This is a genomic window from Phyllobacterium trifolii (assembly GCF_014192095.1).
In the GTDB taxonomy this organism is placed as follows: Bacteria; Pseudomonadota; Alphaproteobacteria; order Rhizobiales; family Rhizobiaceae; genus Phyllobacterium; species Phyllobacterium trifolii.
In genome coordinates this window covers 97,492-117,256 of the sequence record NZ_JACHXN010000003.1, presented here as the reverse complement: position 1 = coordinate 117,256, position 19,765 = coordinate 97,492, and the positions used below count along the sequence as shown (strand labels likewise).

Below are 19,765 nucleotides of genomic sequence, written 5' to 3'. Positions count from 1 at the left end.
CTTGATGGAGGGTTAACGAGATCGGGAGAATGGTAGTGAAAATCCTTCCCCTACCGCTTCTTCTTTGCCCGTCCGGCGAAGGGATTGTCCGAGGTGCGGAGCACAAGGCGGATAGGAACACCCTGAATATCGAACGTCTCGCGAATCCCGTTGGCGAGATAGCGTACATAGGATGTCGGGAACGCATCGGGACGCGAGCAGGAAATGACGAAGCCCGGCGGACGCGTCTTGACCTGCGTGATGTACTTGATCTTGAGGCGCCGGCCAGCGACAGCGGGCGGTGGATGATGTGCAAGAACGCCTTCCAGCCAGCGATTTAGACGGCCGGTCGAAATGCGGCGGTTCCAGATTTCGTCCGTCGAGGCAACAGCAGCCATCAGCTTGTCGATGCCCTGATTGCGTTCGCCCGAGATCGGCACCGCGCGGATGCCCCGGATTTGCGGCAACAGACGTTCGGTCTTTTCGCGCAGGTCAGCCAGAACCATCTGGCGGTTTTCGACGAGGTCCCATTTGTTGAACGCGATGACCGGCGCACGGCCTTCGCGGATGATCAGATCGGCGATCTGCAGGTCCTGCTTCTCGAAGGGGATCGTCGCGTCGAGCACGATGATGACGACTTCGGCAAAGCGGATGGCACGGAGTGCGTCGCCGACTGAAAGCTTTTCGAGCTTGCCCTGCACACGCGACTTGCGGCGCAGACCAGCGGTGTCGAAAAGCTTGATCTTGCGACCGTTCCATTCCCAATCGACAGAGATGGAATCTCGGGTGATACCGGCTTCCGGACCGGTGAGCAGCCGGTCTTCGCCAAGCATGGTATTGACGAGAGTGGACTTGCCGGCGTTGGGGCGGCCGACAATCGCGATGCGCAACGGCTTCGATGCATCATAGGCCGGGATATCGTCGGCGTCGGGATCATCGATATCATCGCCGATCAGTTCATCGAGCGAGCGCGGAACCGCAGGGATGGTAACGGCGACGCTATCGTCTGCATCATCCTTTTTGTGCTCGTCAGGAAAGACGCGCTCTTCGCCCATGATCTCGACAATGGCATCGCGTAAGTCCGGAAAGCCCTGGCCATGTTCGGCCGAAATCGGCGTCGGCTCGCCGAGACCGAGCGCGTAGGAATCATACATGCCGGATTCGGCGCCGCGCGCTTCGGCCTTGTTGGCGACCAGAATAACCTTCTTGCCCGAACGCCGCACGAGATCGGCGAAGGTTACGTCGGTCGGCGTGATGCCAGCCTTGGCATCGACAAGGAAGAAGACGAGGTCGGCTTCGCCGATGGCAAGTTCGGTCTGAGCGCGCATACGGCCTTCGAGCGATTCGCTGTCAACCTCCTCGAGCCCTGCCGTATCGATGACATCGAACTTCAGATCGTAAAGCTTGGCGCCATGGACGCGGCGATCGCGGGTGACGCCGGGAAGGTCGTCGACGAGCGCGATCTTGCGGCCGACGAGCCGGTTGAACAACGTGGACTTACCGACATTCGGACGGCCGATTATTGCGACGGTAAAGCTCATGGAATTCCTGTTCTTCAGCCGGCGGCAGCGGCAGGTGTGGCGCCGGTGCTCTTCAAGAGATCAAGCATGGTATCGGCGAACTGGCGCACATTGGCGGGTGCAGCCTGATCATCGGAAATCTGCTGGAACAGCTTGGTCGCATCTGCACCGCGGCCGGCCTTCCAGGCGGCAAGACCAAGCGCTTCGCGGGCGGAGTGGCGCATGGGATTGCTGTCGGATGAAAGCGGCTCGACGCGGGACGCCACGTCATCGTAGGAGCCGGTATCGACGAGGATGAAGGCGGCGCGAAGCTTGGCGAGATCGCGGATAGCCTGCGAGATGGATGTGTCGGCGGAGACCTTGTCGAAAGCAGCAACCGCCCCGGCGAGATCGCCTTTCTGGGCGATGACACCGGCTGCACGCATGCGGGCCAGCACCGGATAGGCGCCGTAGCCATCCTTTTCAAGCTGATCGAGGGTCTTCAACGCTTCGTCGTTCTTGCCGTCGCGGACAAGATTGAGCGCGGCAAGAAACTGATCGCCGGACTGCGAGGCCTGCTTTTCCGTCCAGTACTCGTAGAAGGCAAAGATGCCTGTGCCGACAACAAGCGCCACAACCGCGCCGATCAGGAGCGAGCCATAGCGCTTCCAGAATGCCTTCACCTTGTCGGAGCGCAGTTCTTCATTTACCTCACGGAAAAAGCCGTCGTCAGTCATGGTGCCTCTGGGTAGCCTTGTGCCACCGGATCAATTGATAAAACGCGGTGCAGCTCTCGCCGTCTGCGCATGGAGTTCAGGGGCTTTTAGTCGGAAAAGTTACGCGATGTAAGGGCTAACTTCAAAATAGCCCTCGAATTGAGCTACATCGGCTGAACGCCAATCAAAAGCGCATGCAATTTCCATACGAAGAGGACGTAGAGCACGAGACCAATGACAACGCCGATCACATCGTTGGAGACCGGGCCGGGAACGATATAGGGCGCCGCCAGTCCTGCCCGCTCCTGCCGTTTGATGGCGATGCGATCGACCACAGCCCAGGCCAGGAACGACAGAAACAGGATGAGCGACGCGAGATCGCCATTGGCGAGCAGATGCGCCAGCGCCCAGGTCTTTATGGCGATCAGCATCGGATGTTTCAGGGCGGGTTTCATCCGGCCGGCTTTTGCAATGAAAAGCCCGAGGAAAATGAAGGCGAACAGCATCAGCAGCGCGGTGACGTGCTTCATCCAGACTGGCGGTTCGTAGAGCACCGGAGCGTCGGGCCTTGCCATGCCATAGCCCCACACAAGAAGCACGAAACCGACGAGCGAAATGACCGAGTAAAGGCCTTTCCACGTGTTCTCGCCCCACTGCTCCATCTTGGCGAGACGCCATTCCGGCGCAACGATGCGTACCGAATGAATTCCAAGAAAAACGATGATCCCAAGAATCAGTATCAGCATGACCGCCTCCCTCAATGCTGGCGGGAAGATAGACCCATGCGGCACGGGTTAGAAGGTGTATCGCTTGCGGTGGATCGCCGCGTCCGATCATCGCCACATTTCACCTGTAGCGCCTAGTGGAGCGGATTTGACATTCGCATCCCGCGTGACATCGGTCTCTCAGGCGAATGTCAAATCCAAAGCTCCACTAGCACGTTGAATTTGCTAGTGGTCTTTCGATTCTAACATTTGTCAGTGACTGGTATAGGTGGATGCAAATGTTAGAATCGGACCACTAGTATCCCTCCCCCGGAGCCGCGTATCCCGCATCATGCGTTCGACCTGTACCGTTCTCGCCGCGTCCCTCGCGTTCTCATTATCCGCGCCCGCCCTGGCAACAAGTGGAGTGGAGCTGCGCGGTTCGATTGGCTCCAAGCCGCAATACGTGCTGATCTCGTTCGACAATTCGGGCAGCAACGCGCTTTGGGACCGCAGCCGCGCATTGGCACAACGTTCAAACGCCAAATTCACCTATTTCCTCTCCTGCGTATTTTTGATCGACCGCGCCGACCGCAAGTCCTACCAGGCGCCGAATGAACCGGCGGGACGTTCCAACATCGGCTTTGCCACCTCGAAGGAGGATATTGCCCAGCGCCTCGACAATATCTGGCGGGCTCGCAACGAGGGCAACGAGATCGCCAGCCATGCCTGCGGGCATTTCGACGGCAAGACCTGGTCGAAGGCGGACTGGGAACATGAATTGACGACATACAAACAAGTGCTCAGCGATGCCTGGAGCAAATATGGTGGCGACCCGGAGCCTGCCGGCTGGAAGCACTTCGTCGATACGGAAATACGCGGGTTCCGCGCGCCGTACCTTTCGGAAAGTCCCGCGCTGCTTTCAGCGTTGAAGGATAAGGGCTATGTCTTCGACGGCAGCGGTGTATCACGCGGTCCGGCGCTGCCGCTGCATGCCGGCGGTCTTTATCAATTCGGACTGCCGACTATCGACGAGGGGCCGAAAAACAAGCCGGTCATCGCCATGGACTATAACCTCTTCGTGCGCCATTCAGGGGCAGTGGAGCGCCCCGATCACCTCGACGAATTCGAGAACCGTGCCTATGACGCATTCAAGGGTGCTTTCGAGCGCCAGTATGAGGGAAAGCGCATTCCGTTCCAGATCGGCCTGCACTTCACGCTGATGAATGGCGATGCTTATTGGCGCGCGCTGGAGCGTTTCACCAGCGAGGTTTGCGTCAAGGCGGACGTGCGCTGCACGACTTACAGCGAATATTTGAAGGAGACTGGCGGAACAATGCCAGTCGCCGGCGCGGACCTCTTGAAACCGGCCGCGAGCGGCGGGATCTAGAGCAAGTTTTGCTCTAGCCGCCGCCCACTATGCGATCATCGCGCTTCGGCTTGCGTCTGCAGATAATGCTGGTCAATTTCAGGCAGGGGTTCTTCGTAGATCACGGATTCGAAGGCCTTCAGACGCTTATAGATGGAAATGAGCTCGACTATCGTGGGCCAGGCCGTCACCAGATATTGGAATGAATTGCTAACCTGGCCAAACGCGGTCGAAATCTGTTGCCAAAGGCCCATGGTCAATTTTCCAGCCACGATACTGGGAATAAGAATGACGTCGAGAATTAGCCCATCTGCCTGTCCATAAAAGCTTCTGGCAATGTTGAAATATGCGTAATGGAAGTAAAGCCGGAAGTAGTTTCTCCGCACATTTCGAAAGAGTTCCGTAAGCGTCAGGGGTTCAGCACGGGTTTCGTCATCTTCGCCAAACACCAGCTCCTTGCGATAGGCTGCTTCTACGCGCTGATTTCTAAACTCCAGTCCAGGGAGTTTTATTCCGACAACGGCAAGAAGGAGAGTGCCCAGAAGTGACCAAACAATCGACAGGACGACCAACGAATAAGGGATCTGTCCGATAATAGGCACTTCTGTGATGTGGCCTGAGAGCTGGGCCAGTAATGGCATAAATGCAATCAAATTCATCACAGCCTGAATGAGACTGACACCGAGTGTTTCGACCGTCGTTGAAAAGCGCATCGTGTCTTCCTGAACACGCTGCGATGCACCCTCGATATGCCTTAGCTGACTCCAGTGGGCGACATAAAACTCGTTCATCGCCGTGCGCCAGCGGAAGATATAGTGACTGGTGAAATAGGTGAAAATCACACTCAATCCTATGTACAGGAATGCTATTCCGGCAAACAGCACGTTTTGCCAATAGAACTCCGCCGCTGAAACAGAACCCGGTGTCGTAAGAGCTTGTTGAAAGAGATTGAAATAGGGCCCACGCCATTCGTTGATGGCAAGACTTATCTGAACGGTAAAGTAGGTATTGAAGATAATCAGGGCCGATCCGAGAATGGACCACCTTTGCCACCTATGCGGCGCATACCACATCCAAAATGATGCAAATACAGCAACGAAAGCTGCGAAATAGATATACAGCCATATATACGCCTTGGTTACAAAGACCCCCACGCCGATAACCGGCGGCACATTGGGATCAGCCGGTGGCAGGCCGAAATAAGCGCCCAGCCGTTCGCCGGCAAAAATCCAGAACAGAACAGCAAAGAGCGCCCAGAGCGCCGCCGAAGTGAAGAAGAGCTTTGGCCTGGGGAAAAATGAGACAAACACGGTGAGTTCCTCGAGTGAAAAGTCTTGCAGTGTGGTTGTTACGAGTTGCATGACTTTAACAGCACGAATAGGGCAAAGAAGGAACCGTTGTAATTAAATTGCTGTAATGATTTGGAGATGTTGGCGCCGGACACTGCTGCGCAACAGCTGTGCGTGGTTCGTTGTTCGACAAGCTCACAATGAAGAAGCTCACCATGAGGGACGTTGGTTGGTCGCAGGGATAACCGGCATGGACCCGATAATTGCAACCTGTAACCTCTTGGCTCCCTGCAATCAAACCACCACCCTCATGGTGAGCTTGTCGAACCACGCATATTAGTAATGCAACCCGGAAGATCAGGCACTCAAGGCTTTCTACGCCCAGCGGAAAATGCAAAGAGCGCCGCCACAACGAGACCCGCTGCCGCAGCAAGCGTGGCAATGATGAAGTCGCCGGTGATGTTGGCGACATATCCGCCGATCAGCGGTCCGATGATCTGGCCGATACCGAATGCGGCGGTCATCACCGCCATGACGCGGCGCTGTGAATGCGGCAGAAGCACCCGCCCCGCCTGAAAGCCGAAGGCGGTGATGACGATGAAGGTCAGCCCCAGCAGGAGACCGCCCAGCAAGGGCCCGGCCGGCGATGGCAGGACGACACTTGCTGCGACGCCGACAGCCTGAACAGCACACCCCAGGGCGAGCGCGACAAACGGACCGGCACGCCTCAAGAGCGGTGTCCAGAGCCAGACGGATATGGCGCCCGCAGTGCCTGTCACGAACCAGACCAGCGCTTCCATCCACGGGCTGCCATGGCTTGAGCGAACGATGGCGATGATGAACGTTGCGGTAATAATGTAGCCGAAGCCGAACAGGCCATAGGCAATGTTGATCTTGATGAATTCCGGCGTCCAGACGATGGGCGGCTCCGCTGCAGCCGAACCACTGCGCACCGGGCCTTGTCGTATCAGCGCGACGACGGCGATGAGGCCGAGAGCGGAAAGTACAGCCGCGCCGATCCAGTCTTCCCGCCAGCCATGACCGCTGGCGGAACTTGCGGCAACGAGCAGAGAGGAAATCGCTATACCGGTGCCAACGCCGCCGAAATGCATCGCCTGCAAATCCTGCCGGTTGGCAGCGGCGAGATGACTGAAGACAATCGTTGCGGTGAATACCAGCATGAAGGCGCTGGCAACGCCTGCAAAGAAACGGATGATGGAGAAGAGCATCACTCCGTCGCTGACGCTCATGGCGAAACAAAGCGCGGCGCTCGCGGCGAGCGACACATAGACCAAAGGTCGCTCGATGCCCGACGCCCAGCCGAAACCGGCAATGATGGCGCCGAGCAGATAACCGAAATAATTGGCCGAGGCGATAAGGCCCGCGTCGCCCGGTGTCAGGCCAAGATCGCTCATCATGCCGGGGAGGATCGGCGTGAAGATGAACCGGCCGATACCCATGCCGACCGCCATGGCCACCAGACCGCCGAGAGCGAAACGAACGGGAGATGCAGGCTGGATCATGCGCGGGACATTATCGCCGCGTCATCCGGTGACAAGCCAATAAATTTGATCGTTACGTGATTTTGGGTGATCGGTTGGGGAGCAGATTGTTGTGCGTGGTTCGACAAGCTCACCATGAGGGAAGTGAGTGGGCTGCAACGCTAATCTCCAACGTCGCAGTCGGTGACTCTATCCAACCAAACCACGTCCCTCATGGTGAGCTTGTCGAACCACGCACCATCCTAAGATCATCATCCAATCGTCTGCTTGATCTCCACACCACGGCGCGTGATGCGATACACAGCCGCCGGGGGCAGATTGCAGAAGGCGCGGCCTATGCACACGGCCTCGAGGTCAAGTTCGTTCAAAACAGCTGCCGGCACAGGGCAGCGGAAGCCATAGGTGAATTGGTAGAACGCACCATCGTTGCGCAGATTGCTGAAGGCCCCGTTGAGAATAGCTGCGACCTTGTCAGGCATGCTCAGGAACGGCAGCCCGCTGACGACGGCACCCGCTGGTTCAGCCTTGAACAAATCTTGTCCGCCGAGCTGTGAGGCATCCATCTGCAGGATTCGCATACCCGGGAACCTCGTCTGCAACAATCTTGCAAATTCCGCGCCATATTCGATCAACGTCAGGTTACCCGGGCTCACACCGCGGGCCAGCAAGGCATCCGTAAAAACGCCGGTGCCCGGGCCAAGTTCGAGGACGGGACCGGATGCAGCACCGATTTCGCTGGTGATGAGCCTTGCCAAAGCCGCACTGGAGGGAGCGATCGCGCTGACTCTCGATGGATTGGTGATCAGGGCGCGAATAAAAGTCCATACATCGCTTGTCGTCATGAAACTGTTCCACCGTGTTCACTGCCTGATTCGGCCAGCGGTGCGGCATCAGCGACCCCAATTGCGCAAATATTACGGCTTTTTGCAACTGCGCTTAAATTAGTTTGCAGGTGCGGGCATTACGCCCCGCAAGTCGACCCCATTCATGAAGTTTCTTTGAGACGCTTCTTGCCAAAATTAATTAATTAGGTAAGTTACCTAATAATAAGAATTTGGTGAAGGCGCATCCATGCTCGTGGGAATCGATATCGGCGGAACGAAGACGCAAATGAAGGCGGCCAATGGCCTGGCGGTCTCCGATATATCGATGCCGACTTCTGAGTGGCGAGCGCGGCAGAACGCCGAAGTCGACGCTGCCGCGCTCATTGCAGCCTTGACGAAAATGACCGGGGGCAAACTGCCCGAAGTTCTGGTTGCAGGTTCGCATGGCTGCGATACCGACGAGGAATGCGGGGCTTTTCAACAGCGGCTCGCACAGCTGCTGCCGGCAACGGCGGTATTGGTCCTCAACGATTCAGAGCTGCTTCTTCCAGCGGCAGGCAAGGATGTCGGCATCTCTGTCATCTGTGGCACGGGCTCGATCGCCGTTGCCCGAAGCGATGACAGGCGGATGATCGCCGCCGGGGGCTGGGGATGGTATCTCGGCGACGAAGGCAGCGCTGCCGGCCTGGTACGGGAGGCGGCACGCGCAGTGCGCAGGTCGCTCGATTCGGGCGAACCTCTGGAGCAGCTGGGCCGCAGCCTGCTTCAGGCACTTGGCATCGACAATCCCGTTGAACTCGGACGCGCGCTGGGCGATCAGGGAAGCGCCGCCAGGATTGGCAGTTTCGTACCGCTGGTCTTTGCGGCAGCCGATGCCGGATCGGCGCTCACGCTTGATGTCATAGCGCAGGGCGGCAAGGCGCTCGCGGCACTGGTCTCGCGCCTGATCGATCGCGGCGCACCGGGGAACGATATCGTTACGGGCGGCGGCGTCATCACGCGCCAACCCCGTCTTTTCGAAGCGTTTCACTCGGCACTCGCGACCGTCGCGCCAGACTGGAAATTGACGCTTCTGCGCGAACCGCCAGTGATCGGCGCCATGGCGCTCGCGCGGCAATTGCAGGCGGGAGAGCGCCCGGCCTATCTGCCGCTCCCCCATGTAGCCGGCACTATCTCGAACGAAGGCGACTGGAGGGCGGCATGAGCGAACAAAGGATCATTCCTGCGCGCAACTGGGGCCAATGGGTGATCGCCATCCTCCTCATCGCGATCGTTGGTTTTCTGCTGGCCATGGTCATCATGAGCCGCCACATCACATGGTCGGCGATCCCGCAATACCTCTTCGACGAAACGATTCTCGAAGGCATCAAGCTTACCATCCTTTTCACGGTGCTTTCGATGCTGATCAGTATCGTTGCCGGCGGTGTGCTGGCGATGATGCGCCTCTCGCCGAACGCGATCGTCAGCGGCTTCGCCAGCCTCTACATCTGGTTCTTCCGCGGCACGCCGCTGCTCGTCCAGATCATCTTCTGGTTCAATATCCAGCTCTTCATCCCGAGCATCGATATCGGCTCGATCCATTTCGATACGAACTCGATCATCACCGCCTTTGTCGCCGCCTTGCTGGCCCTCAGCCTCAACGAGGCGGCCTACATGGCGGAAATCATGCGTGGCGGCTTGATGGCGGTCGACAGCGGGCAGCAGGAGGCGGCCAAAGCGCTGGGCTATGCGCCGACCCAAGCGATGCTGCGTATCATCTTTCCGCAGGCGCTGCGGGTTATCATCCCGCCGATCGGCAACCAGACGATTTCGATGTTGAAGACGACCTCACTCGTTTCGGTGGTTGCGGCGCAGGATCTCCTGACCCGCGCCCAGAACATCTACGCCAAGAACTTCCTCATCATCGAGCTGCTGATCGTCGCCAGCATCTGGTACCTCGTGATGACGACGGTCGCTTCGAGCTTGCAATACGTGATCGAACGCCGGCTTGGCCGGTCTACCAGCGACGCACCCATGGCCTGGCGTGCTGCCCTGCGCCTGCTTCGTGCCGAAGGGAGCAACGGATGACCCAGCAACCAGCATTCACCGACGGCAGCGGCGTCATGGTCGAAGCTCTCGATGTTCGCAAGTCATTCGGCGCACACGAGGTTCTCAAAGGGATCAACCTGACGATCCGCAAGGGCGAAGTCGTCTGCCTGCTCGGCCCGTCGGGGAGCGGCAAATCGACGTTCCTGCGCTGCATCAACCATCTTGAACGCATGAGCGGCGGGCGCATCCTCGTTGACGGCCATTTGATTGGCTACAACGAGCGGCATGGCCTGCTCTACGAGATGAGCGGCAAGGAGCTCGCCCGGCAGCGCCAGGACATCGGCATGGTGTTCCAGCGGTTCAATCTCTTCGCGCATCACGACGTGCTCACCAACATCTCGCAGGCACCGATGCTGATCCGCGGCCAATCGCGCGAACAGGCCTTCGCCCGCGCCAGGGAGTTGTTGAAGCTCGTCGATCTCGAGGGGCGGGAGGACGCCTATCCTTATCAGCTTTCCGGCGGTCAGCAGCAGCGGGTCGCCATTGCCCGCGCACTTGCCATGAACCCGAAACTGATGCTGTTCGACGAGCCCACCTCGGCGCTCGATCCGGAACTCGTCGGTGAAGTGCTGGCGGTCATGCGCAAGCTTGCGGCCGATGGCATGACGATGCTCGTCGTCACGCATGAACTTGCCTTCGCACGGGAGGTCGCCGACCGCGTGATCTTCATGGATCAGGGCGTCGTCGTCGAGGAGGGCCCGGCGCAGCAGGTCATCGACTCGCCGCAGCATGAGCGAACCAAAACATTTCTCAGACGAATGCACTGACCGGACCGGCAACCATTTGTCTGAAGGCCGCACGTCTTTCACGTGCATCAAGAAAAGGGGAATGCCATGAATACCAGATTGTTGAAACTGTCTCTTGCCACCCTCGCCGTCCTGATGGCGGGCACGGCTGGCTTCGCCGCCGGCACCGACCAGAAGCTGCACGACATGCTTCCGGAGAAAATCAAGACCGCAGGCGAGATCAAGGTCGGAACCGAACCACAGACGCCGCCCTATGACTTTTATGGCGAGGACAACAAGACCATCATCGGACTGGAGCGCGAGCTGCGCGACGAGATGGGCACGCGCCTTGGCGTCAAGTTCACGGACATGCCGGCGCAGTTCGCCAGCATCATTCCGGGCATACAGGCCGGCCGCTTCGACATCGGCATGTCCGCCTTCGGCGACTTCGCCGAGCGCGAAAAGATCGTCGACATCGTCAACTACATGCTTGAAGGTACCAGCATCATCGTGCTCGAGGGCAACCCGAAGAACATCCACAAGTTGAAGGACGCCTGCGGTCTGAATGCCGGCGCGGTCCAGGGTTCGATTCCGCTCGAACTTCTCGACAAGCAAAAAGGCCTCTGCCCGGCGGACAAGCCGCTCAACGTCATGCAGTTCCCCTCCAACGATCAGATCAAGATCGCGCTGCAGAGCGGGCGCGTCGATCTTTCCATGGATACGACCGGCGTTGCCGCCTACAGCCTGCAGCATCAGCCGGAAGGCAACAAGAAGATCGAACTCGTTCCCGGTGCGCAATATGCCGTCGGGTATCAGGCCGTGCTCGTCGGCAAGGAAAGCAACCAGCTGCGCGACGCCCTCGCCGCCACGCTTCAATCGATGATCGATGACGGCTCCTATGCCAAAATCTTCGACAAATGGGGCCTTGGCGAAAACAAGCTCGACAAGATCACCATCAACGACGCCGCCCGCTTCGCCGACTATCTGAAGCTGGACTAACGCACCCTTCTCTCAAGGCCGGAGGGCATCGCGTCTTCCGGCCCATAAATCTCATCAGCATACGGAATGGAAAATGACCGACAGAGTCCCCTACCGCGAGGCGATCGCCCTGCAGCCCGCCGCTCTCGAAGCCTGCCTGAAGAGCGTTTCCAGAACGCTGGATACGATCGATCTTGTGCCGCTGAAATCGGGAACGACCGTACTCGCAGGCATTGGTGCCAGTCTCTACGCAGCGGTCGTTGCGGCGGCGCAGATGCGCAATCAAGGGATGCGTGCCTTTGCGCTTGCGGCGACGGACCTCTATGACCCATCCATCGATGCGGGCGATGCCTATATCGCATTTTCCGCTTCCGGCCGCAGTATCGAGCCGGCGAAGGCGATGGAACTGCGCCCGGACAAGCCGACCTACGGTATCGCAACGGCAAGCGGAACGCCGCTCTCCAAGGTCGTTCGTCACATGATCCCGACGAATAGCGGCATCGACAGCGGTCCGAACACCACCAGTTATCTTGGCTCGCTGCTGACGGCGGCATTGCTTGCAGACAAGGCGGGGCGCCCTTCCGGTACCGATTGGACAGCGCTGCACTCGGCCGCAAAATCGGTTCTCGAAACGGTCAGACCGCAGGTCGAAAAGGCCGCGAAGATGCTTGGCAACCGCAAGGCCATCGACTGCGTTGGCGCAGGCTGCGCCTATGGTACGGCGGGATATATATCGCTGCTGATCCGCGAGGCGGCCCGTATTTCGGCCCAGGATTGGGACATGCTGAACTTCCTGCATGGCCCGATGGAACCGAACGACAAGGATAGCGGCGTCATCCTTTTTGGCGATGGCCGCGAAGTCCAGCTCGCCAGAGATCTTGCCGGCTTCGCCATTCCGTCGGTGCTGATCACAAGTCGCAGTGACGTGACCGATGCCGACAATCTCGTCGTCATCAACGTGCCCGCGTTCAGCCCCGGTATTGGCGATGCCATCCTGCAGGCCATTCCCGCGCAGCTGATTATCGCCACGCTCTCCGAGGATGCGGGGCTCCCCGTCTGCAACTTCCGTTACCGGCAGACGGATACCAAGCTCGCTGTTTCGTGAAGGAAACTATTGGCGGACAGGTTCCGCCAAAGTCCCCGGAAAAAGGAAGCCAGCGCTGCTGTCTTCCCCGAGCAAACCGGCCATGGCGAAATCAACGCCCAGACGCACCGCGCCAAGCGCCGTCGCCTGGTTTGAAAGTTCGCTGACCCTGATCTCCACCGGCCAGCAAAGCTCCCTCACGACCTTGTCGACACCTTCGAGCAGGATCGCATTCTGTCCGACGCCGCCCCCGAGTACGACGAGCTCGGGATCGAGTATACTGACGCAGGATGCAACCAGATTGCCGATATCGTTGGCGTGGCGTTGGATGCAGGACCGGGCATGACCGGAGGTCTGCGCGCGTGAAAAGAGCTCTGCCGTCGAGAGCGGAGGCTCCCCCTCCGATGCAGGCCAATTCTCCTTGCAACGCTGCAGGAGCTGCACCGAACCCAAGTAGGTTTCAACGTGCTGGAAGCGGGGTTTCTCCGTTTCGGACCAGGGGAAAGGCAAATGCCCGACCTCGCCCGCACCGCCGCGAAACCCGCGAAACAGCTTGCCATCCAGGACAATCCCCACACCGACCTTGACGCCGATCTGCAGATAGATGGCAAAGGAATGGTGTTTGGCCGCGCCCTCGTGATATTCGGCCAGCGCTGCGCAATTAACATTGTTCTCGACCACAATCGGCACGTTGTAAGCGTCCTGCAGCCTCTGCAGCGTCTGCGCAAAATCATCGCGGGCTGGAAGCCGCTCGAGTGTCTGCGAGATTATATTGGGCAAAGCAATTGCGATTACCCGTAGCGGCCCGTGGCTTTTCCCGCATTGCGACAAGAGAGATTCGATCGCGGTTTCGATTGCCTGGAACCGCTGCACGGCATTTTCGCCATCAACGCCAACCGGCTGCTGCAACTCGACAAAATTCTGACCATCAAGCTTCGACGCCATCGCATGGATCTGTGTGGTGCCGCAATCGACGCCAATCGCAAAACCAGCCTCCGCGCCTAACCCGTACGTCACCGCGGTGCGGCCGACGGCGCCCCTTGCGACACCATTCGAAGCCACAAGTCCGTGGGCTTCGAGTTCGCCGACGGCGGCGGACATGGTTGGCTTGGAAAAAGCCAGCGCGGCGCTCAGTTGCGGCCTCGTGACCGGTCCGGAACGCGAGATCATTTTCAGGACTGATCGTGCGCTTTCTGTAAGTGGCTGATGGACGATCGGGGCAGCAATGGTTTTCAAGGGATATCGTTTCAAAAATCTGTCCGGAAATGACTTCGCATGAACTGCCACGCGACATGGATGTTCGGTAAGGCAGTTTACAATATATGTCTTCGATACAGAAGTCCCGCCCGTCGACCAGCGTCGCTTTCGCACGTCACCCTGCTGCTGCGGGTTTCCGCCCATCGGCAATGACACATGCTTCAGGCAGCTTTTCGCCATCGAAGACTGAAATGACGGTTTTTGCCGCAATCATGTTGGTTCGGGCGAGAGCCTCCACCGACGAGCCCGCGGAATGCGGCGTGGCGATCACATTGGGCAGTGCAACAAGTTCGTCCGAAACCGGCTTGAAGGCGAGATCGCCTTCGCTGACATAGACATCCAGCCCTGCCCCGGCGATCCGGCCAGTCTTCAACGCAGCCAGAAGGTCCCGGTCATCGACAAGCCCGCCACGCGCGGTATTCACCAGAATGGCGGTAGGCTTCATGAGCGCAAGCGCGGCACTATCGATGAGGAACCGCGTTTCCGGGGACAAGGGAGCGTGCACACTGACGACATCGCTCTGCCGGAGCAGCGTCTGCATATCGACATACGTGATGCCGTTGGCCTCGCCATATTCCCGGTCAGGACGCGGATGGCAGACAAGAATGCGCGCTTCAAAACCCTTCAGGCGTTGCACCAGGCTCTTGCCTATACGGCCAAGGCCGATGATGCCGACGATTTTCCCAGAAAGGTCGGAACTTGTCAGAATGGACCAGTTGCCCGCCAGCATGCGGTTTTGCGATTCGCGCAGGCGCCGGGCGACGGCAAGCATCAAGCCGATGGTGTGGTCGGCGACCGAAGCGTCGTTTCCGCCCGCGCCGATGGTGAGGACACGGCCTAGATCCCTGACGGCATTGACATCGACCCGGTCATAACCGACTCCGCGCCGTGCCAAAACCTGCAGATCCGGCAGAGCAGTCAGCAGTTCACGTGTGACATAGGCCTGACCGACGATCCAGCCGGATGCGCCTTGAAGCAGGCTGGCCAATTGCGGCGTTGCCAAGCTGCCATCGCCCTCACCCTTTTGCCATTGGACGATATCAACCTCGCACCCATGCTGTTTAAGGTAGGCGTGCGCCTCTTCATCGAAGAAAGGCGAGGTAACAACAACGCGTCTATGCGAACTCTTCATGATCTCATATCGATTGACGGGATTGGATCCCTGCTGGTCAGCAGAGCTTCGACATTATCGCCACTCCCGTTGTTTTCAAAGCAAAAATCGGCACGAAAAAAGATTTCGTGTTTCCGCCATCTCTTGCCGTCGATCGGCCGATTCTGGTCCCGATTGACTGTCCGCTGGAAACAGGCAGTTGACGCGAGCCCGAAATGAGTTTTTTAATGGCCGTGTCGCTGGATTAATCAACGGCATACCGGCGATTGAGAGCCCATGTGCTCCAGCCAGTTGGGAGCACAGACATGCCCCAGAGACCCAATTTCAAGCTTTCATGCCCTGATTGCGGAGAAATCTACCTCCACATACCCCATGGTATAACGAACTCGACGGTCATCCACTGCAGCATGTGCGGCAGCACCCTTGGAACCTGGCTGCAGACAGCAGCGTCTTTTATCGCCGATGGCGGCCAAAATGACGGGTTCGGAATGCGTGACACACCAATCATGGGGGAAGCGGCAAGAGATGCGCCACAATGACTGGTCATATCATGTCTATGGCCCCGTGTTCCTTATCGGCGTTGCTCTTGCGGTAGGTTTCGGCTGGTTGTTCCATTGACAGGAGCTCACGCCTGCGTGCTGTCAATGAATCCACCGGGCCTTGCGTCATGCGGAATTGACCAGCCGAAATAGACTTCCGCATCGGTGATTTGGCCATCGCGCACCACCAGGATCTCCGTGTTGCGAAACCGATGGCCATCGGTGTTGCGTCCTTCATAAGTAACAAAGACCTTGTCGGCGTAGGGCAAGAGATGAATGAACTCGAAACTCTCCACCGTCTCGCTATTCGGCCAGCAACGCGCGAAATAGGTGGCGCGGTCGATCCGATTATCGAGTGGGCTGGTGAAGCGAAAGTCCTCGGCAATCAGCGCCTCTATCGCCGCGCGATCCTTTGCGACATAGGCCTCATAGCTGGCGCGGGCAATCTCGGTTATATCCTTCGTCATCGATCATTCCCTCATAAGCGAAGCGATCGTTTCGTCTCGCCGACAGTCGGTCAACAATCGTACCTGGACTAATTCGCCGGGGCCGGGTTTTTCGTTTGAGTATCTCCCCCCGAGCCCGTTTGAGGCGTGGGGTTGGGGTCGGCCGGAGTGTTCGTGACAGGCTGGTCTGTCGACGGTGCTGGCGGGGGTGCGCTCTGCACTGCGCTGCCGCTATCTCCAACTCCTGCCGCGTTGTCGACGCGCTCGCCATAGAGCTCGGCCGCGCCCCATGCGACAAGCGCGAGGAGTAATGCTACGATCAGCACGTTTAGTACTGGTCGTCCGAGTGGCCCCTGGCGCGCTTCGTTCGTTGTTTCACGGACCGGAGATTTTGAAGGTTTGTTGTCCATTACGCCATCCTTTCACTACAAAAGATGAACCGATCAACAACAATATGGTTCCCCGAAATTCTGCGAACGCCGGCGCCCTTCATCAGAACGCTGGCTGCAGATGTGTTGTTAGTTGGGTACGCAGAATCCGCGTGGCGTTAAGTGAAATCCGCGTGGACATGCCCGGTATACCGGACGATTGCGAACACAATTTCCGTAGCGGTTGACATGCCAACCGGGGCCGCACCGCGCAACTCTTCGGTTGGGAACACAGCGTCCCCACCGGTTCACGTGCCATCCGCGACCACAACGCCAACCCACCTGCTCGACCGGAGTTGATACTTCCGGTGACCCGCTCGCAACCGTGATCGGAGACGCCATGGCTGGCGTACCGAACGAGAACAATCCACCGATAAGAACGAGCGCAGAAAGTCCTGATTTAAGTGACATGCGGGATACCTCCTTTTCAACATGCCCCGTACCTTGAAAAATAAGTCGCCAACATGAATGGGAAATGAACAGAAGCCTGGGATCGCGCTTTGTTGAAGCCATGAACCCGACGGACAGCCCCGAGGGCCGCTTCAATGATAAGCCAGAGTATTAAGATGCGCTGGAACACGAGAAGGTAGACTATACGGTTTTCAGCAATGGGCCGTGCAGTGAAAGTGCCACTCGAGAAATGATAATGAACAACAACAGATCCTGGCTGCTTGAAATCATTGCGTTTGCAATCATCCTTATTGTGCTTCTCTCGGCGAGTTTTTTCTTTCTACCCTCGTAGTGCGGTTGCGGCACGTCAAACCGGCGATCAACCGCACGGGACGCACACTTCTCCCATCCGATGTGGAACGAAAATCACTGAACATTGTTTTTGCAGATATCGGCCAATGGAGGTGCACTCAAATGGCAGACGACAAATCAAAACAGGATAATCGGGATCGCTCGAAAGTCTCGTCCAGTGAAGAATATGAGGTCCAGTACCTTATGACGAAATATGATCTGAGCAGAAACCGGGCCCTCGAACTGATCATCAAACACAATCGCAGCCGTAAGGAAATCGAGAGAGAGTTGGAGGCCGTGGACATCTAGGGCAGGAACCTGAGGCAGAGGTGGAGCGTTTTGCGGTGATACAACATCGTAGGAGGACGTGATGAACGCTCATGCCATGCCAACAAAGGACGAAATCGTGGCCCTCGAGAAATCCTATTGGGACGCGATCAAGGCGAAAGACGGCCGCCGCACATCAGAACTCTCGGGAAAGACTGCTCTCGTCACCGGCACGCAAGGCGTTATGCGTATCGAGAAAGAGAAAATGGGAAAGATGACCGAGGAAGGAAAATGGATCCTCGAATCCTATGTCCTCGAAGACGTCGAAGTATCCACGCCTTCCCCCGACATTGCGCTCATTGCATACACGGTTAGGCAAAGTGTTACGATGGACGGCAAGTCGCAAGATATGAGAGCAGCCGATAGTTCTGTCTGGATACGCGGGTCAAATGGATGGGAGTGTCACGCCCATAGCGAGACACTTTTAAATTGATGCGGCGCCAGTCGAGCCTCGTGCGATAATATTGACGCACGAGGCTCGACTGGCCGCGCTTCGAACACCATATTGAACGGCGTTTCCGTCGCGCGACGAAACAGGGAGAATCCGGCATCCAGGGCGACTTTGCGCAGCCGCCGCACCGTCCGGGATCGATCTGATGCCAGGCGCTACAGCCAGCGCCGCACACGCGCGCGGTAGTGACGATAACCGTCGCCGAACTTGCGCTCGAGATAGGCTTCTTCTCGAGCCACCACGCCGTAGCGAATTACGAGAGCGAAGAGCACGAGTGCCCCGAGCAGCCAAAGGCTGTCAAAGGCAATGGCGAGACCGGCGAGCCCAAGAAACATGCCGAGATAGATGGGATTGCGCGTGAAGGCGTAGGGTCCGGTCTGGACGATCGTTGTGGTCGGCATGTTGGTGGGCACGTTCGAGCCGGCCCTGGTGATCGTATCGAGCGCCCAGACGACCAGCGCCAGCGCGAGAACGAACACCATACTGCCGACCCAACTCGCGGGCACCGAGGCTGGTATGAACGGCAGAGACACGGCCCATTGCAGGACGAGCCCAGCGAGCACTGCGAGCGCCCAGGCGATCGGCGGCCGAATGATGACATTGGCGGTGTCTGTCGGGTCACTCATTGCGGGACTCCTTTTCGCTGGAGCCGAGTTGAAAACTGCTTGCTGGCATCCTCGAACACGTGGGGGATCGATGCTGCACACGGCCTTTTCAGCAAGCTCCAGATTGCGCTCCGCGCCCGTTATGTCAAGCAGGCGGTGACTTCACATCAGGCTCATCGTGCCGCGTTCGATCAACAAACATCGGACAGGAAAGGCGACATTCGGGGCGACCCCGGTCGTCAGATGAAAAGGGTTGCGCTGCCCCAGACGATCAGGGCGATGCCGGCCGCGCGACCAACCCACTGGCCGGCAGGAAACACCTTTTCAACCAGCACCAGAATGGCGAGCGCGGCAATCCACACCAAATTCATCACACCACCCACGAACAACAACGCCATCAGCATCCAGCAACATCCGACACAAAAGGCCCCGTGCAGTGCGCCCAAACGCAGCGCGCCAAGGGTGTGGGGACGCCAGTGGCTGGAAAGGAATGCCGTCGGCGCCCGGCAATGCGACAGGCAGGCGTTCTTGAGCGGCGAGAACTGATACAGGCCCGCGGCGATAAGGACGATGCCCGAAAGCCAGCGGCTCTGCGAACTCATCGTCGTTGAGACGAATGCCTCGCGTTCGAGCAGCCAATGCAGGCCAGCTGCCACAACGGAGAATCCCAGCCAGACCAGGAGGTAGCCCGCCACAAATACGCCGGTGGGCGCCAGCTTGTCCTGGATCTGACCCTGTGTGAGCGCATGGCGGTGCACGCGCGCATAGAGCAGGACAGTCGGCGCGGCGCTCGGCGACATCATGGCGACCATCATGATCCACCACATGGCGATCATCAGCGTCCAGATTGGCAGCCCCCAGATCCGAGGTTCCGCCTCCATGGCCATCCCGCTCATATCCATGCCGGGCATATCAGAGGTCATGTCGCCAGTTTGCAGGTGTGGGAATAGCGCGAGCCTCGACATCTCCCACGCATTCATGTCGAGCCCTGCACCCGCGACTATATAAAGCCAGGCCAGCAGGCACAGCACCACCAGACCGGCGATCGTGATGAGCCGGTCGCGTCTGAGCAGGCGTTCGAGTGGCGACGCGCTGTCCATGCG

General features: G+C 58.4%; 22 protein-coding genes. 9 read left to right on the top strand and 13 right to left on the bottom strand.

The features are described from left to right. Positions 1–50: 50 nt before the first annotated feature. From der to FHS21_RS05545, 3 genes are all read right to left on the bottom strand, one after another. Positions 51–1,520 (bottom strand): ribosome biogenesis GTPase Der, encoded by a 1,470-nt coding sequence (gene der / locus FHS21_RS05555; protein ID WP_112525818.1) that lies wholly within the window; start codon positions 1,518–1,520, stop codon positions 51–53. A 14-nt stretch (positions 1,521–1,534) separates the two neighbouring features. After that, complete coding sequence (locus tag FHS21_RS05550) at positions 1,535–2,215, bottom strand: tetratricopeptide repeat protein (protein ID WP_112525820.1); 681 nt, start codon at positions 2,213–2,215, stop codon at positions 1,535–1,537. A gap of 143 nt (positions 2,216–2,358) precedes the next feature. Further along, positions 2,359–2,940, bottom strand: coding sequence for an NnrU family protein (locus FHS21_RS05545; protein ID WP_112525822.1), 582 nt, complete (start codon positions 2,938–2,940; stop codon positions 2,359–2,361). A 310-nt stretch (positions 2,941–3,250) separates the two neighbouring features. On the opposite strand from FHS21_RS05545, the gene FHS21_RS05540 reads away from it, so the two are divergent. Continuing rightward, the gene (locus FHS21_RS05540; RefSeq protein ID WP_112525824.1) at positions 3,251–4,288 is read left to right on the top strand and encodes a polysaccharide deacetylase family protein; all 1,038 of its coding nucleotides are present in this window, start codon (positions 3,251–3,253) and stop codon (positions 4,286–4,288) included. A gap of 35 nt (positions 4,289–4,323) precedes the next feature. Here the strand turns inward: FHS21_RS05540 and sbmA are convergent, their stop codons facing one another. The 3 genes from sbmA to FHS21_RS05525 form a co-directional block, all read right to left on the bottom strand. Continuing rightward, on the bottom strand, positions 4,324–5,577 hold the full coding sequence (gene sbmA, locus FHS21_RS05535) for a peptide antibiotic transporter SbmA (protein ID WP_112526323.1): 1,254 nt from the start codon (positions 5,575–5,577) through the stop codon (positions 4,324–4,326). 344 nt (positions 5,578–5,921) lie between these two features. Next, positions 5,922–7,079, bottom strand: a complete 1,158-nt coding sequence (locus FHS21_RS05530) for a YbfB/YjiJ family MFS transporter (protein WP_112525826.1) — start codon at positions 7,077–7,079, stop codon at positions 5,922–5,924. A 230-nt stretch (positions 7,080–7,309) separates the two neighbouring features. Beyond that, positions 7,310–7,900: a class I SAM-dependent methyltransferase gene (locus FHS21_RS05525; protein ID WP_112525828.1), complete on the bottom strand. Its 591-nt coding sequence runs from the start codon at positions 7,898–7,900 to the stop codon at positions 7,310–7,312. A gap of 229 nt (positions 7,901–8,129) precedes the next feature. Here FHS21_RS05525 and FHS21_RS05520 point away from each other — a divergent pair, with 229 nt between their 5' ends. The 5 genes from FHS21_RS05520 to FHS21_RS05500 all read left to right on the top strand — a co-directional run bounded on the left by FHS21_RS05520 (position 8,130) and on the right by FHS21_RS05500 (position 12,778). Continuing rightward, the gene (locus FHS21_RS05520; protein WP_183661189.1) at positions 8,130–9,086 is read left to right on the top strand and encodes an N-acetylglucosamine kinase; all 957 of its coding nucleotides are present in this window, start codon (positions 8,130–8,132) and stop codon (positions 9,084–9,086) included. After that, positions 9,083–9,949, top strand: coding sequence for an amino acid ABC transporter permease (locus FHS21_RS05515; protein WP_112525832.1), 867 nt, complete (start codon positions 9,083–9,085; stop codon positions 9,947–9,949). Before FHS21_RS05520 ends, FHS21_RS05515 begins: the two co-directional genes overlap by 4 nt. Beyond that, positions 9,946–10,737: an amino acid ABC transporter ATP-binding protein gene (locus FHS21_RS05510; protein ID WP_281385934.1), complete on the top strand. Its 792-nt coding sequence runs from the start codon at positions 9,946–9,948 to the stop codon at positions 10,735–10,737. The genes FHS21_RS05515 and FHS21_RS05510 overlap by 4 nt, the downstream gene beginning before the upstream one ends. A 66-nt stretch (positions 10,738–10,803) precedes the next feature. Then, positions 10,804–11,694 carry an ABC transporter substrate-binding protein gene (locus FHS21_RS05505; RefSeq protein WP_112551891.1) on the top strand — a complete coding sequence of 297 codons (891 nt, stop codon included), beginning with the start codon at positions 10,804–10,806 and terminating at the stop codon, positions 11,692–11,694. Positions 11,695–11,767: 73 nt separating this feature from the next. Then, positions 11,768–12,778 carry an SIS domain-containing protein gene (locus tag FHS21_RS05500; RefSeq protein ID WP_183661186.1) on the top strand — a complete coding sequence of 337 codons (1,011 nt, stop codon included), beginning with the start codon at positions 11,768–11,770 and terminating at the stop codon, positions 12,776–12,778. A gap of 6 nt (positions 12,779–12,784) precedes the next feature. Here FHS21_RS05500 and FHS21_RS05495 read toward each other — a convergent pair whose 3' ends face one another. Next, the gene (locus tag FHS21_RS05495; RefSeq protein WP_162701810.1) at positions 12,785–14,008 is read right to left on the bottom strand and encodes an ROK family transcriptional regulator; all 1,224 of its coding nucleotides are present in this window, start codon (positions 14,006–14,008) and stop codon (positions 12,785–12,787) included. 121 nt (positions 14,009–14,129) lie between these two features. Beyond that, the gene (locus FHS21_RS05490) at positions 14,130–15,146 is read right to left on the bottom strand and encodes a phosphoglycerate dehydrogenase (protein ID WP_112525840.1); all 1,017 of its coding nucleotides are present in this window, start codon (positions 15,144–15,146) and stop codon (positions 14,130–14,132) included. 284 nt (positions 15,147–15,430) lie between these two features. Between FHS21_RS05490 and FHS21_RS05485 the strand changes: the two genes are divergently transcribed. Then, positions 15,431–15,664 (top strand): hypothetical protein, encoded by a 234-nt coding sequence (locus FHS21_RS05485; RefSeq protein ID WP_112551889.1) that lies wholly within the window; start codon positions 15,431–15,433, stop codon positions 15,662–15,664. An 86-nt stretch (positions 15,665–15,750) separates the two neighbouring features. On the opposite strand, the gene FHS21_RS05480 is transcribed toward FHS21_RS05485, so the two are convergent. The 3 genes from FHS21_RS05480 to FHS21_RS31455 all read right to left on the bottom strand — a co-directional run bounded on the left by FHS21_RS05480 (position 15,751) and on the right by FHS21_RS31455 (position 16,880). Continuing rightward, the gene (locus FHS21_RS05480; RefSeq protein WP_112551888.1) at positions 15,751–16,131 is read right to left on the bottom strand and encodes a nuclear transport factor 2 family protein; all 381 of its coding nucleotides are present in this window, start codon (positions 16,129–16,131) and stop codon (positions 15,751–15,753) included. A 68-nt stretch (positions 16,132–16,199) separates the two neighbouring features. Next, complete coding sequence (locus tag FHS21_RS05475) at positions 16,200–16,520, bottom strand: hypothetical protein (protein WP_112525844.1); 321 nt, start codon at positions 16,518–16,520, stop codon at positions 16,200–16,202. 108 nt (positions 16,521–16,628) lie between these two features. Continuing rightward, positions 16,629–16,880 (bottom strand): GCG_CRPN prefix-to-repeats domain-containing protein, encoded by a 252-nt coding sequence (locus FHS21_RS31455; RefSeq protein WP_376772069.1) that lies wholly within the window; start codon positions 16,878–16,880, stop codon positions 16,629–16,631. Between the two features lie 522 nt (positions 16,881–17,402). Here FHS21_RS31455 and FHS21_RS05470 point away from each other — a divergent pair. Together FHS21_RS05470 and FHS21_RS05465 are read left to right on the top strand one after the other, a co-directional pair. Next, positions 17,403–17,588 (top strand): DUF3606 domain-containing protein, encoded by a 186-nt coding sequence (locus FHS21_RS05470; protein WP_112525846.1) that lies wholly within the window; start codon positions 17,403–17,405, stop codon positions 17,586–17,588. A 61-nt stretch (positions 17,589–17,649) separates the two neighbouring features. Next, on the top strand, positions 17,650–18,039 hold the full coding sequence (locus tag FHS21_RS05465; protein WP_112525848.1) for a nuclear transport factor 2 family protein: 390 nt from the start codon (positions 17,650–17,652) through the stop codon (positions 18,037–18,039). 173 nt (positions 18,040–18,212) lie between these two features. Here FHS21_RS05465 and FHS21_RS05460 read toward each other — a convergent pair whose 3' ends face one another. Beyond that, the gene (locus FHS21_RS05460) at positions 18,213–18,683 is read right to left on the bottom strand and encodes a methyltransferase family protein (RefSeq protein ID WP_112525850.1); all 471 of its coding nucleotides are present in this window, start codon (positions 18,681–18,683) and stop codon (positions 18,213–18,215) included. A 218-nt stretch (positions 18,684–18,901) separates the two neighbouring features. After that, positions 18,902–19,762, bottom strand: a complete 861-nt coding sequence (locus FHS21_RS05455; RefSeq protein ID WP_112525852.1) for a DUF2182 domain-containing protein — start codon at positions 19,760–19,762, stop codon at positions 18,902–18,904. Positions 19,763–19,765: the final 3 nt, after the last annotated feature.